Raw genomic sequence first — 14,217 nt, 5'->3', positions numbered from 1 at the left:
GCCCAAGCAGGCCAGCGTACAAGCGAGCGGAAAAAGTCCTTTTTGTCGCAGACGTTCTCATAGCGATGCCCCTGGTCGTGCCACTTGATGGACCGGTGCCGAAGCTCCTGCAGGCTGCATGGAATGCGATTGAGCGGCACCGGACGCCTGCTCGGCAAGCACGATCGAGTAGGTCCCTGGCCCGGTCTTGAGCCAGCGCAACCCGCTGTGGCGCAACAGGACCGTCAATGCCGACTCGATCGGGTAGGCCCCTTTCAGGCTGTTGGTACGGCGTGCGGCAACCGCGTCCTGCGAAACCAGAATTTGCACTGTCGTGGCCTGCCGTGAGAAAGCAGCGATCCCGCTGGCGGCAGTTTGCGCGGGAACATCGAAGCGCCAGATCTCTGCCGGCCCAGTCGCTGCCGCCGTCAGCAGCAATGACAGCAGCGGCATAGCGCACACTTTCTTCCAGCACATGTCGTTCCCTTGCAAAGCGGCCCGCGCGGCATGCCTGGACCTCATACCTCAAGGACGAAGCACAGCGACGCTTCCTTATGTGCGCATCCTGCAGGCAACCGGTGCGGCTGCACACGCGAGGGTGCAGCCGCTGCTGAGGTGCCCTGAGCGGTGCGGTGCCGTGTCGATTGGCTCCGCGCCCGCGCCTGCTCGGCGGTGCGTGCGCCAGGAATCACTGCCGACACCACCTGCGGTGCGGCGGCGGCTATCGACAGGTGCTTGTGTTGATCCAGTAACGCCACTGCCACAGCGCAGGACAACGCCAGCGCCGAGCCGATGGGCCAGGCCAAACGCGCGTTCGACTACACCCATCTCGGCCCGGACGGCGCGGAGTTGTTCGCCGCCATCGTGGCCGACGAGTTGTCGCAGCAGTTGCCTGCGCTGCGGCCGCTGTTGATTCCCTAGGACCACAAACCAGCGGGGGCGACCCGGCATCTGCACACCGATGCTCTACCCGGCATGGCGCTCAGCCGGTACGCCGTTCGCGAAACCAGTACAGCGCCAAGCCGAGCCCCCCGCCGATCAGACCTCCCACCACGATGCCATGGGCAAACCCCTGGCCGTTGAAGTGAGCCACCAGCGCCCCGATCGCCATACACGGCAGCGAGATTCCCGCCACCCCGCGGCGCCGCGCAAGGCGGCGTGCCTGCGCGGCACGTTTGCGTTCGCGCTGCAGCCGCGCGCGTGTCTCCGGCAGCATGATGGCTTCGGCGATGGCATCGGCTTGCGTGCGATCCATGTGGCGCGTGTCCTAAGAGTCGATCATGACGCCCGCCGCGTTGGCGGACTCTTCCGTGGAAGTATCGATGGCTCCGAATGGCTGCACAAGCAAAAATGAAGAGCAAGGTGCACATGGCGATCGATACCCTGGCGCAGCGATCAAGATTGCTTTTGTAGATCAGGGCTATACCGGCCAGGAGCGGGCACAGAAAGCAGCAACGCTCTCTCAACAGTCATAACACGCTCCAGGAAAGATCTGAGCAATGCTCCCGTGAGCTTTCAGCCGACAACCGAGATAATATGCATCAAGCACAGTGTTGGCTTGTCAGCAAGTCGATGGCAGAGGCTTCTGATCGCGGTACCTGCTAGGGTTTCACGTGGAAAACCGATGATTCTTCTTCGGAAAAACCATCTTCGCCGTCAATCCTCTCCGGCCAGGGGATGGATCCCACACATACGGCGCTACGGAAAACCGGATAAACGGTGGTACACCCAGTAAAGCCTTGATGTCTCGGTGTCGTAGGCCATGACGTTAATTACATCCAAAGAGGATGGCAAGTTCGGACCAGCATAATCCGCTGGGTTCGATACCCGGGCAAAGAAAAAGCGTGAGGAATTCATTTCAGGGGGTTTCGGACATCCCTGCAAGTTGTCGAACGGAATTTCAAATTTAAACAGATAAAATTCGTCATACTTGTCAGGGCCTCGGTACCAAATTCCGCGCGCCGCGTGACTTTCCCAGAACGTGTCTGGAATACTCGCCACATCGACAGCGTAGAAGTAGTACGTGTCTCCGAAAAAGTAATCGGTTTTCCCGCAGACTTGCGGTATCCCGCGCAAAGACGTGACCTGCCCGAGTCCACTGCGCTGCAACTGTTCGTGCATGCTGACGATGGCATCAAGGCTTTGCTGTAGTCCTAATACCATCCACAGATGCACGCCCGCTGCTGCGACGATCCCACATGCCAGCACAAGACGCTTCAATAGCTTGATCAGAATGCGCATCGATCATCCCGAGAGCCGATGGTATTACCATCGCATGGCGGCGCCCGCCACGCTAGCAGCCGCGCTTTTGAGCGGCGTCGAATTGGCTGGGCGGTTGCACTTGCGCCGCAGACCATTGTTTGCGCCTGCGCAAGCTCATCATCTTCGGATAGCACAGCAGCAGACCGGTTGGGCATGCGCGTGCTGCCATAGCTCGCCAATCCGCCACTCGTTGCAGTCGCCCATGAAATCAATGCGGCTCGAACACCTGCAATGCCGCGCGCGGCGGTCCATTACCCAACCACAACGTTGCCACACTGATCGGCAACCTGAAACGACGCGGACCGGCACTGCCCGGATTGATATACAGCACGCCATCGCGCGTCTGGATCGAGGGTTTGTGCGAATGCCCGCTGATGACGATATCTGCCGCCACGCCCGGTGCCAGCGTTTTCAGATTATGCAGCACATGGAGGCGCACGCCATCGATCAGCAGATCCAGTGTCTGCGGCAAACCCGCGGCCCACGGCTTTTCGTCGATATTGCCGGCGATTGCATGCAACGGTGCCAGTGCCTGCAGCGCAGCAAGAATCTCCGGCTTGCCCACATCACCGGCATGGATGATCGCCGCGGAGCCCTGCAGCGCAGCCACGGCTTCGGGCCGCAGTACGCCATGCGTGTCGGAAATCAGGCCAATGCGTAAGGCGGTAGCCATCATCGGCTGGGTGTGAAGGTGGGGGGCGATGAGGATGCACTGCTGGATGATGCCGTCGCGTCAACATGCCAGTTTGTCTAGCCAGCAGCATGGTCACCAACCAAACGTTCCGCCGCAGATGTCCGCCGGCAGACCGTGGCGGCCGGGCATCAATCGGCGCGGTGTATTGCGCGCGCTTTCCAGGCCCAGACGCTGCTGGGATCGCCCTGCAGTCCGCGCCGCTTGCTCGCACGCGCAAGTTGCCAGTACGCCCATGCCAACACCAATGCAATCAGGTCCGCGACCAGTGCCGTCGCATCCTGCCACGGCAGCATCACACCGTGCGCCGATAAGCAGCTGGCCAATGGAATCAGCGCCGTCAATCCAGCGCAAGCCAGCAACACCTCGTACGCACCACGTGCAGTGGGGCGGATCAGCGCCCACACCAGCACGGCGGCAAAGACCGCGTAATACACGATGCGTTCCTGACCCTGCGGCAACACGCGCGCGGCGATAAACAACGCAGAGATGCCGGCGACACTGCCCAGGCAGATGCCTACGGTGAGGCGCGCCATTGCATGGGTACGACGCGGTTGCGCAAGTTGGCGGCGCTTGCGGCGGGTTTCGATCCACAACAGGTTGCCGCTGTAGAACAGGAATGCGCCGCCCAGGCCCAGCAGGAAATACAGCCAGCGCACCGCGGCATGCCCGAAGTTGCCGAAGTGCAACGCCTGCAGCCCACGTAACGCGGCAGTGCCGGGCGACATGGTGGCGGGTGCCAGCACGCGCAGCACCTGGCCGGTGGTAGCGTCCAGCGCCACACCGCCCAGCGTGTTGAGCCGGCGTTGGTCGTGATGGCCATAGACCTCCACCCGCGCGTTGGCATCGCCGGCATCGTGGAAGGCCAGGCTCTCCGGCACAAAGCCCGGGCTGGCCGCACGCGCGGCGTCCAGCAGCGTCGCAATCGGCAGCAGTGGTGCGGTGCGCTTGGCTGGCGCCACATGCGGTGCGAGCTCGAAATCCGGCTCCAGGATCTGCATCAACTTGCCGTCGAACACCAGAAACTGAAATGGCGCCAGCAGCAACACACCCAGACACAACACTGCGCCGGACCAGGCAAAGATCACATGGAACGGCAGCGACAACATGCCAACCAGGTTGTGTGCGTCCTGCCACAGGCGCTTGAGGTTGGCACCGATCCGCAGCGCAAACAGATCCTTGAAGAACACTGGGGCATACAGCACCACGCCACTGACCAACGCCAGCCCGTACAACACGCTCACCACGCCGAACAGATAGGTCCCGGCCACCCGCGGCAGGCCAGCGGTGAAGTGCAGGTCGTAGAGGAAATCGGCAAAGCCCACGCGCTGCGGCAGCTCCAGCAGGCCGCCATCCGGTGCTGCCTGGTATTGGCGCATGCCGCCGCTGGCATCGGCCTGCGCGCCATACCAGTACAGCCGTGGAATCGGCCCGTGCTCGCCCGGCAACAGCAGCAGGAATGATTCGGCCACCTGCGGATGCGCGGCGATGACGGTGTCCAGCAAGGACTGCGCGGCGGCAACCGGGTCGGCAGGCGCCGTCTCCTCGACTACCGGCGCAGGCTGCCAGGCGCTGAGCTCATGCGTAAACACGGTGATCGCACCGGCATAAAACGCAATGAACAGGGCCATGCCGGCCAGCAGACCCATCCAGCTGTGTACCGACAAAAACAGACGTAGCGTCGCTGCCTTCATGCCTGCAGCTCCGTCCAGCCCAGCGCCTTGACGGCGGCCAGCGCGAGGTAGCACAGCACCGTCAGCCCACCCAGCCACAGCCAGGCACGCGCAGCGCTACGAAACGCGAATGGCCAGGCCATTGCGCCGATCCACACCGGAAACATCAGCAGCAACCATGCCAGCGTGTAGGACTGGCGCGGCCCCGGTAGCAACAACGCGCATAGCCCCACCGCCGCAACTGCCAACGGCAACCCCAGCACCACCGACGCCAGCCATCTAGCCCACATGCCGCACCTGCCTGCGTTGCGCACGCGCGTACTGCCACATGTCCACACACGGCAGCACGATGGCTGCCAGCATCAGGGTGGTGAGCGCGGCAAAGATGCCAGCCCAAAGTCCCAGGGCCGTGCTGGCGCACACCAGCGAGAGTGCGAACAAACCGCAACCGCCAAGACGCAGCGCACGCACCAAGGGTGCACGTGATTGCCACACGCGTTGATGGCTGGTTGCCAGATAAAACGCGGTCGCCGCGCCTGCAGCGGCAAGCAAATACGCGCAGGTCATCAGCCAGATCATGCGACCACCCGCTTGCACACAGCTGCGCATGCGCCTGGCTTGGCGATCGCGGCAATGCGCAGCCAGTCAGCTTGCCCAACCGGGCGCCACTGCGCGCCGCGCAGCACGCTGGCGGACGTGCGCGCACGCACGGCAGGTCTGGGTACAACAACATCGTTCAACACACGCACGCGCGACTCCCGTAAAGACGGTCCACGGAAGGCATGGCGGCGGCTGTGCCCAGCCACCCTCCCCGGGCGGCATGAGGCGCGAATTTAGCAGGTGCTCCATCGCCGGACCAGTCGTCCGGCGATGGGCGGGTGCATCACCCGTGCGGCGTGAGCACGATGACGCCCAGCGGCGGCAACAGCAGCGGCAACGACTGGGCGTGGCCGTGCATGGATTGCTGCTCGGCGGTCACGCTGCCACCGTTGCCCAGGTTGGCACCGCCATAGATGCCGGCATCGCTGTTGAACACTTCGCGCCATTGGCCGCCCTGCGGTACGCCGATGCGATACCCGTGCTGCACCACCGGGGTGAAGTTGATCACCACCAAGACCGGCGCATCGCCGCGTTTGCCCTTGCGCAGGAACGCGAGCACGCTGTTGGCCGCGTCATCGCCGACGACCCAGGCAAACCCGGATGGATCGTCGTCGTATGCGTGCAATGCCGGGTATTGCACATACAGCCGATTCAAATCGCGCACCAGTGTTTGCACACCGCGATGGCGCGGGTCGTCGAGCAAGTGCCACGGAATGCCGCCGTCGTGATTCCATTCGGTGGGCTGGCCGAACTCGCAGCCCATGAACAGCAACTTGCGCCCGGGGTGGGTGAACATGAAACCCAGATACGCACGCAGATTGGCAAACCGCTGCCAGTCGTCGCCCGGCATGCGGCCCAGCAACGAGCCCTTGCCGTGCACCACTTCGTCGTGCGAGATCGGCAGCACGAAGCGCTCCGAATACGCATAGACCATGCTGAAAGTCAGCTCGCCGTGGTGGTAGCGGCGGTAGATCGGGTCCAGCCCCGCGTAATGCAGGGTGTCGTGCATCCAGCCCATGTTCCACTTGTAGTGAAAGCCCAGGCCGCCATGCGCGACATCGGCGGTGACGCCGGGAAACGCGGTGGATTCTTCGGCAATCATCACCGCACCCGGGGTGTGCTCGCGCACCACGTCGTTGAGCCGGCGCAGGAACGCGATGGTTTCGTAATTCTCGCGTCCACCATGGATGTTGGGCACCCACTCGCCGGCATTGCGGCTGTAGTCGCGATACAGCATCGATGCCACCGCGTCCACGCGCAGGCCGTCGACGTGGAAGCGCTGCAGGAACTCCAGCGCGCTGGCGATCAAAAACCCGGACACCTCGCGGCGGCCGTGGTTGTAAATCAGCGTATTCCAGTCGCGATGGAAGCCTTCGCGCGGGTCGGCGTGTTCGTACAGCGCGGTGCCGTCGAAATGCGCCAGGCCGTGCGCGTCGGTGGGAAAGTGCGCCGGCACCCAATCGACGATGACGCCGATCCCTTCGCGGTGGCAGCGATCGACAAAGCGCGCAAAGCCATCGGGCGAGCCAAAGCGCGCGGTCGGTGCGAACAAGCCCAAGGGTTGATAGCCCCACGAGCCGCCGAACGGATGCTCAGTCACCGGCATCAGTTCGACGTGGGTGAAACCCATGTCGGCCACATACGGGATCAGCCGGTCGGCCAGACCATCCCAGTCCAGATCCACGCCCTCTTCGCGCAGCCAGGAACCGGCATGGATCTCGTAGACGCTCATCGGCGCGTCGTGCGCCTGGCGGCGCGCACGCGTGGCCATCCAGCCGTCGTCGCTCCACTGGTGCGGCGTAGGATCGGCCACGATCGAGGCGGTGCCGGGTGCAAGCTCGGCGCGTCGCGCGACCGGGTCGGCCTTGGCCGGCAACTCGTGCCCATGCGGGCCGCGCAGCTGATATTTGTAATGCGCCCCAGGGCCGACATCGGGCACGAACAGCTCCCACACGCCGGACTGGTGACGCAGCCGCATCGGGTGACGGCGCGCGTCCCAACTATTGAAATCGCCCACCACCGCCACGCGCGAGGCATTGGGCGCCCACACCGCAAAGCGCGTGCCGCGTACGCCGTCTACCTCGACCACGTTGGCGCCCAGCGCATCGGCCAATTGCAGGTGGTGGCCTTCGCTGATCAGGTGCAGGTCGAAGTCGCTGAGCTGCGGCCCAAACGCGTACGGGTCGGCCGTCTCCTGCTCGCCGCCGGGCCAGCCGATACGCAGCCGATACGCACCTTGTGCGGGCAACTCACCGGCAAACAGGCCGGCTTCCGGGCCTGCCTCCAGGGCAATCGTCTGCCCGTCGTCGAGCACGGCGCTGACATGGCTGGCGCCCGGCAGGTAGGTGCGCAGCAAGCGCCCTGCGTCGGTCGGGTGCGCGCCCAACACGGCGAAGGCATCGCCGTGGCGCGCTTCGGCCAGGGCGCGTACCACGCCGGGGTCCCATCGATTGGTCACTGCTGTCATCACTCCACTCATCATGTGTCTCCTGCACCGGCGCGTGCGCGTTGCAGGATGCGTCGCAAGCCTTCAATCGGCACCATCAACCAGCCCGGGCGATTGGCCGCTTCGTAACGCACTTCGTAACAGGCCTTCTCCACCAGGAACAGCAAGGTGGCTGCGTTGAACGCCGCCGGCGCAATCCACGGATGGGCGCTGGCGTCGAGCACGGCATGGTAAGCGTCCAGGAAGGCTTGCGTGGAGCGGCGGCGGAACTGCGCCAGAAATTCATCCAGGTGCGTGTCCACACCGACGCCTGCGCGTGCGGCGGTGCCTTCTTCGCCGCGTGCCGAAACCTCGCTGGCGTAATCGAGCGAGCGCAGGAAACCCGCCACATCGCGCAACGGGCTGGCCTTGGCGCGACGCTCGGCCAGCGGCTTGGCCGGCTCGCCTTCGAAGTCGATCAACACCACATCGTCGAAGGCCACCAGGATCTGGCCCAGGTGGAAATCGCCGTGCACGCGGGTCAGCAGCGAATCGGCCAGCACGCTCGGCGCCTTGGCCAGCAAGCTGTCAAGCTGCGGGCGCTCGGCGAGTACCGCTTCCAGTGCTTCGCGCTCGGCTGCATCTTCGCTGCCGGACAAGCGTGCGTTGACCATCTCCCACATCTCTTCGACCTGCCGCGCCACACCGGCCACCACATCATTGGCCGTCGGCAGATCGATCCGCTGCGGTGCGAAGTCCGCATCGTCGGTGGCACGCGACAAGGCCTCGTGCAACTCGGCCAGGCGCTTGCCAACCACGGCCGCGAACGCGTCGTAGCCAGCAATGGCTTCGGCGCGCGACTCGTCGGTTTGCGCGGTGGCGTATTCATCGAAGCTGCGCGCCAGATGGTCCAGCGTCCAGCGCCAGGCATCGCCCTGATTGCGGATAAAGCCCTGCAGCAGCGCGATGGTGGTGATGGTGCCCTGCCCGTCGACGCGGCTGACGCTGCCCAGCAGCGGCGCTGCATTGGCGTAGCCCAGCTCGGTCAGGCGGCGGCCGATTTCGATTTCTGGGTTCGCACCGATTGCTACATGCCGCAGCAGCTTGAACACCGCCTTGTCGGCGACCACCAGCGAGCTGTTGCTCTGTTCGGCCGATAACCAACGGATGTCCGGATCGGCGGGGATCTCCAGCTTGGCCAGCGCCGGCGTCGCTTCAAAGCGCACCTGGCCTTGCTGCGAAGGATCATCGCCATCGCAGAAGTCCAGCGTCGCATTGGTCCGCAGGGCATCGATCACCCCGCGCACCATCGGCTTGAGCGCAAACGCATCGGTGAGATAGCCCACCTCGCGCCCTTGGCGCACGCGCGCCAGGGCCAGCTGTTCGGCCAGGGTGCTGGGTTGGTCGCGCTCCCACACGATGCCGATCGGCAGCATGTAGGACGCGTGGTGGCCGTCTTCCAGCTCCACATCCAGCTCCAGCAAACTCATTGGCTCATCGCCCGGCAATGGCGTGCGGCGCGAGATGCGCACGCTGCGCAGCGCCTGATCCTTGGCCGAGAACCAGCGCCGCGCCGACAGCCACGCCGGCAGGATTTCGCCTTCCAGGGTGGGCAGATGCGGCAGCAGCGCGTTGCTTTCGTCGGTGTCGCTGCGCAGCACCAGCGTGCGGTAGTCCGGCAACGGCACCGGGCTGGGCACATGCCAGTCCGGCAAGGTGCCTTCGCTGACCAGCTGAAACGCGTAGAAGCCGAACGGCGGCACCGTGAGCAGATAGGTCAGCCGGCCGATCGGCGGGAAGCTGCCGCCGCCGATGATGTCCACCGGCACGCGGCCTTCGAACTCGGACAGATCCAGTTCCACCGCCTGTAGTGTGTGCGACAGGTTGGCCACGCACAGCACGGTTTCGTCCTGATAGCAGCGCAGATACGCCAGCATGCGGCGGTTGCCCGGATACAAAAAGCGCAGCACGCCGCGGCCAAACGCCTGGTAGCGCTTGCGCACGCTGAGGATGCGGCGGGTCCAGGTCAGCAGCGAATGCTGGTCGCGGATCTGCGCTTCCACATTCACCGCCTGAAAGCCGTACAGCGGGTCCATCACCGGCGGCAGCACCAGCTGTGCCGGGTCGGCGCGCGAGAAACCGCCATTGCGGTCGACCGACCACTGCATCGGGGTGCGCACGCCATCGCGGTCGCCCAGATGGATGTTGTCGCCCATACCGATCTCATCGCCGTAATACAGCACCGGCGTGCCCGGCATGGTCAGCAACAAGGAGGTCATCAATTCGATACGGCGGCGGTCGCGCTCCAGCAGCGGTGCCAGGCGGCGACGGATGCCCAGATTGATGCGTGCGCGACGGTCCGAGGCGTAGGTCTGCCACAGATAATCGCGCTCCGAATCGGTGACCATTTCCAGCGTCAACTCATCGTGGTTGCGCAGGAAGATCGCCCACTGGCAGCTCTCCGGAATCTCCGGGGTTTGCCGCATGATGTCGGTGATGGGAAAGCGGTCTTCGCGCGCGATCGCCATGTACATGCGCGGCATCAGCGGGAAGTGGAACGCCATATGGCATTCGTCGGCGTTCTGGCCGAAATACTGCTGGGTATCTTCCGGCCACATATTGGCTTCGGCCAGCAGCATGCGGTCAGGGTATTCGGCATCCAGGGTGGCGCGGATCTTGCGCAGGATGGCGTGGGTCTCGGGGAGATTTTCGTTGGAGGTACCGGAGCGCTCGATCAGGTACGGCACCGCGTCCAGACGCAGGCCATCCACACCGCGGTCCAGCCAGAAGCGCATCACTTCCAGCACCGCCTCAAGTACCGCAGGGTTGTCGAAATTCAAGTCCGGCTGATGCGAATAGAACCGATGCCAGAAGTACTGGCCGGCCACCGGGTCCCAGGTCCAGTTGGACTTTTCGGTATCGCAAAAAATGATGCGTGTGCCTTCGTATTCCTGATCGGTGTCCGACCACACGTAGAAGTCGCGCTCCGGCGAGCCGGCCGGCGCGTTGCGCGCACGCTGGAACCACGCATGCTGATCGGAGGTGTGGTTGATCACCAACTCGGTAACCACGCGGATGCCGCGCGCATGCGCCTGCGCCACCAGGTGTTCGAAGTCGGCGATGGTGCCATAGTCCGGATGCACCGCCATGTACTCGGCGATGTCGTAACCGTCGTCGCGGCGCGGGCTGGGGTAGAACGGCAGCAACCAGATGGTGTCCACGCCAAGTTCGGCGATGTAATCCAGCTTGGAAATCAGTCCCGGAAAATCGCCGATGCCATCGTCGTTGGAGTCGAAAAACGACTTGACGTGCACCTGGTAGATGATCGCGTCCTTGTACCAAAGCTGATCTGCGATCACCGCCGATTGTTCTGCGTCGGCCTGTAAAGCGGGAACTGCATTCATGCGACCTCTCCTGCGCGGATGCGCCATAACGCGAACGGTCGCGCTGCCTCTACACGGATGTGCTGGTGTTTGCCTTGCCACTCGAACCGATGCCCTTCCCACAGATCTTCCACCGCAACGGTGGCGTGATCGGGCAAGCCCAGTTCCCACAACGGGATTTCGATATCCGCCTCCTGGCCGGCATGCGGGTCCAGGTTGATCGCCACCAGCACCATGCTGCGGCTGCGCGACAGATATCCGGCATCCAGGAACTTGCCGAAATACAGCACCTGGTCGTTATGCGCCTGATAGAAGCGCGTCCCCAGATGCGATTGCAGTTCCGGGTGCATGCGGCGCAGCTGATTGAAGCGGGTGATCTCATCGACGATGTCGCCGGGCGCGCGCTCGGGCCACGCACGCAACTGGAATTTCTCCGAGTCCAGATACTCTTCCTTGCCCGGTGCCAGCGGTGTGGCCTCGCACAGTTCAAAGCCCTGGTACATGCCCCACAGGCCCGACAAGGTGGTCGCCAATGCAGCGCGGATCAAATGCCCGTTGCGCCCGCTGGTTTGCAGGAACAAGGGATTGATGTCCGGCGTATTGACGAAGAAGTGCGGGCGGAAGCACTCGCGCGGCACGCCTTCGTTCAACTCTTCCACATAGTCCTGCAGCTCGTGCTTGTGGTTGCGCCAGGTGAAATAGGTATACGACTGCGAGAAGCCGCACTTGGCCAAGCGGTACATCATCTTCGGCCGGGTAAAGGCTTCGGACAGGAACACCACGTCGGGGCGACGCCCGCGCACATCGGCAATCAACCACTCCCAAAACGGGAACGGCTTGGTGTGCGGGTTGTCCACCCGAAATAGCGTGACGCCTTCATTGACCCAGAACAGCACTGCGTCGCGCAGCGTGTTCCACAAGTCCGGCACCGCGCCGCTGGCGTAGAAATCGACGTTGACGATGTCCTGGTATTTCTTCGGCGGATTTTCTGCATACGGGATGGAACCGTCCGCGCGCCAGGTGAACCAATCCTTGTGGTCGCGCAGCCACGGATGGTCCGGCGCACACTGGATCGCAAAATCCAGCGCCACTTCCAGACCATGCGCACGCGCAGCCTGGATCAAGCGACGGAAGCCCTCCAGCCCACCGAGCTCGGCATGCACCTCGGTGTGGCCGCCATCGGTGGCACCGATCGCGTACGGGCTGCCCGGCTCGCCATCGACGGCGGTGACCGAGTTGTTGCGCCCCTTGCGGTTCTTCGCACCAATCGGGTGGATCGGCGGCATGTACAGCACATCGAAGTGCATCGCGCGGATATGCGCCAGGCGTTCGATCACATCGTCAAAGGTGCCGTGCCGCGCCACATCGCCGCTTTGCGAGCGCGGGAACAGCTCGTACCAGCTGGCAAAGTGCGCCGCGCGACGTTCCGATTCCACCCGGTAGGTCACCGGCGTCTCGGAGCGGAACGGCTTGTCGTCGGCCAGCGCCATCGCCTGCGCGGTGTCCGGCTCCAGCACGATGGCCAGCTGTTGCAGCGGCTCGCTCTGCGCACCGATGCGGGTGAGCAGGGCCTGCAAACGCTCGGCCAACGCACCGGTGCTGCGTGCATGCGCGGCCTGCACCACGGCCACCGCCTCCTGCACGTCTACCGGCAACACCGTGTTGGCCGCGCGCTTCTTTTCCAGATCCGCATGCAAGGTGGCGAAGACATCGCGCCAGCCCTCCACACGGAATTCATAGGTACCGATGCGCTCCAGCGGAAACTCCGCGCGCCACCGGTCGTTGCCCAGCGCACGCATCGGCGCGCTGGACCAGGTCTTGGCATCGGCCGGCCGCCACAGCACCGCCACCGCGATGCGGTCGTGCCCGTCGCAGAAGGCATCGGCTTCCACGCAGATGCGGTCGCCCACCGTGCGCTTGACCGGGAAGCGGCCGTTATCGACCGAGGGCGTCACCGATTCGATGCACACCCGCGGCCAGGCAGCCGCGGTCTGCGCACGCGGCCGCATGCGCGGCACTGCCAGCACATGGCGTGCCGGCACGCTGCGGTACACGCGCACTTCGCTAGGTTCCAGTGCGTCGAGCGTTGCGCCGGACAAGGTGCGGCCATCTTCGGCCACCAACGCCTCGGCATCGCCAAGCAGCCGCAACAGATCCGATGCCGGCACCGGCACCACATGTCGCGTATCGCCATTGATCAATAACAAGGCGGGTAAAGCGCCCAACGGCTCGACCGCAACCGCTGTCAGGCCGGTGGTTTCGCGTAGCAGCGGGCGCAGCCGCATGCCGGCATTGCTGGTCGGCAACCCATCGGCCGCGCGAATCGACTGTGGCAAAGCATCCAGCTGCGCATCGTCCAGCAACCAGGCGCCACCCAGGGCCAGCGCCAGCTGCCAGTGCTGTTCGGGCGATGCCGCACGCTTGCCATCGGGCGCATCGAGCACAGCAATGACCTGCGATGCCAGCGCACGCAGCGCAGTGTCTTCATCGAAGAACCAACTGCCGCGCCCGTCCCACCACGCCAGCGACGAAAACGCCGCATCGAAGCCGGCACCAGACAACTGCTGCAAGGCTTCCAGACCCAACCCAGGCGTCCACGCCGCAAACACCACCTCCGGCGCCTGCGCATGCACGCGCGCGATCAACTCGCGCCAGCGCTGCACCGGCACCTGTTGCGGCTGCAATAGCCGGAAACCGCCAACTCCCTGCCCGGCCCACTCCAGCAGGCGCACACTCCACCACTCCACCAGCGCCGCGCCTTCCTGCGCATAAGCAAAGCGCGCCTCGGCCACCTCCGGCGTGCCCCGCGGCTGGCGCGGGTCCGGCACCGCCGTGCTGCGTGCACGAAACCACTGCGGGTTATCGCGCACCACCGCGCTGGCGCCACCGATTTCATCCAGGCGCACATCGATCAACAGCTTCACGCCCGCGCGGTGCGCCGCCTGCGCCGCCTCGCGCAGGTGGCCGTCGTGCGTATCGGCACCAGCCGCCGGCTCGATCAACCGATCTTCCGCATCGCGCGCGAACGGCGCCGCCATCACCACGTAGTCGCAGCCCGCCTCGCGGGCCGCACTGCAGCGCTGCTCCAGCCCGGCAGACGACGACGCCTCATTGAGAACACAGATCCGCATGGCGCCTCCTCAGCAGATCACGGCGCGCGAACGCACCGTGACGATGGGAGACATATCGCACGCGTCATGTCGC

General features: G+C 64.5%; 11 protein-coding genes and 2 pseudogenes. 2 read left to right on the top strand and 11 right to left on the bottom strand.

Translation table 11 applies throughout. The features are described from left to right. Positions 1 to 57: 57 nt before the first annotated feature. Together RQH86_RS15330 and RQH86_RS15325 are read right to left on the bottom strand one after the other, a co-directional pair. Positions 58 to 432 (bottom strand): STN domain-containing protein, encoded by a 375-nt coding sequence (locus RQH86_RS15330; protein ID WP_311239892.1) that lies wholly within the window; start codon positions 430 to 432, stop codon positions 58 to 60. A 182-nt stretch (positions 433 to 614) separates the two neighbouring features. Next, positions 615 to 740, bottom strand: a pseudogene (locus tag RQH86_RS15325) (aldo/keto reductase); the annotation flags it as partial. On the opposite strand from RQH86_RS15325, the pseudogene RQH86_RS15320 reads away from it, so the two are divergent. Then, a pseudogene (locus RQH86_RS15320) lies at positions 739 to 900 on the top strand (lysophospholipase); the annotation flags it as partial. The pseudogenes RQH86_RS15325 and RQH86_RS15320 overlap by 2 nt on opposite strands. A 61-nt stretch (positions 901 to 961) precedes the next feature. Here RQH86_RS15320 and RQH86_RS15315 read toward each other — a convergent pair. Beyond that, entirely contained in the window at positions 962 to 1,234 is a 273-nt protein-coding gene (locus tag RQH86_RS15315; protein WP_115514931.1) for a hypothetical protein, read from the bottom strand. Between the two features lie 25 nt (positions 1,235 to 1,259). On the opposite strand from RQH86_RS15315, the gene RQH86_RS15310 reads away from it, so the two are divergent. Then, entirely contained in the window at positions 1,260 to 1,454 is a 195-nt protein-coding gene (locus RQH86_RS15310; RefSeq protein WP_311239891.1) for a hypothetical protein, read from the top strand. A 223-nt stretch (positions 1,455 to 1,677) separates the two neighbouring features. Here RQH86_RS15310 and RQH86_RS15305 read toward each other — a convergent pair whose 3' ends face one another. The 8 genes from RQH86_RS15305 to RQH86_RS15270 all read right to left on the bottom strand — a co-directional run bounded on the left by RQH86_RS15305 (position 1,678) and on the right by RQH86_RS15270 (position 14,144). Then, positions 1,678 to 2,220 (bottom strand): hypothetical protein, encoded by a 543-nt coding sequence (locus RQH86_RS15305; protein WP_311239890.1) that lies wholly within the window; start codon positions 2,218 to 2,220, stop codon positions 1,678 to 1,680. 229 nt (positions 2,221 to 2,449) lie between these two features. Then, a complete protein-coding gene (locus RQH86_RS15300) occupies positions 2,450 to 2,917 on the bottom strand; it encodes a metallophosphoesterase family protein (RefSeq protein WP_311239889.1) in 468 nt (155 codons plus the stop codon). A 146-nt stretch (positions 2,918 to 3,063) separates the two neighbouring features. Continuing rightward, positions 3,064 to 4,626: a PepSY-associated TM helix domain-containing protein gene (locus tag RQH86_RS15295; protein ID WP_311239888.1), complete on the bottom strand. Its 1,563-nt coding sequence runs from the start codon at positions 4,624 to 4,626 to the stop codon at positions 3,064 to 3,066. Continuing rightward, complete coding sequence (locus tag RQH86_RS15290) at positions 4,623 to 4,895, bottom strand: hypothetical protein (RefSeq protein ID WP_115514927.1); 273 nt, start codon at positions 4,893 to 4,895, stop codon at positions 4,623 to 4,625. The genes RQH86_RS15295 and RQH86_RS15290 overlap by 4 nt, the downstream gene beginning before the upstream one ends. Then, complete coding sequence (locus RQH86_RS15285) at positions 4,885 to 5,184, bottom strand: hypothetical protein (protein ID WP_115552535.1); 300 nt, start codon at positions 5,182 to 5,184, stop codon at positions 4,885 to 4,887. The genes RQH86_RS15290 and RQH86_RS15285 overlap by 11 nt, the downstream gene beginning before the upstream one ends. Positions 5,185 to 5,488: 304 nt before the next feature. Continuing rightward, positions 5,489 to 7,672, bottom strand: coding sequence for a 1,4-alpha-glucan branching protein GlgB (gene glgB / locus RQH86_RS15280; protein ID WP_115552888.1), 2,184 nt, complete (start codon positions 7,670 to 7,672; stop codon positions 5,489 to 5,491). Positions 7,673 to 7,683: 11 nt separating this feature from the next. Next, on the bottom strand, positions 7,684 to 11,034 hold the full coding sequence (treS, locus tag RQH86_RS15275) for a maltose alpha-D-glucosyltransferase (RefSeq protein WP_311239887.1): 3,351 nt from the start codon (positions 11,032 to 11,034) through the stop codon (positions 7,684 to 7,686). Next, the gene (locus tag RQH86_RS15270) at positions 11,031 to 14,144 is read right to left on the bottom strand and encodes a maltotransferase domain-containing protein (protein WP_311239886.1); all 3,114 of its coding nucleotides are present in this window, start codon (positions 14,142 to 14,144) and stop codon (positions 11,031 to 11,033) included. The genes treS and RQH86_RS15270 overlap by 4 nt, the downstream gene beginning before the upstream one ends. Positions 14,145 to 14,217: the final 73 nt, after the last annotated feature.

Origin of the sequence: Xanthomonas sp. WCS2018Noco2-27 (genome assembly GCF_031843525.1) — a bacterium.
Lineage (GTDB): Bacteria > Pseudomonadota > Gammaproteobacteria > Xanthomonadales > Xanthomonadaceae > Xanthomonas.
The sequence above is the reverse complement of the archived record's forward strand: the minus strand, read 5'-3'. Positions and strand labels throughout refer to the sequence as shown.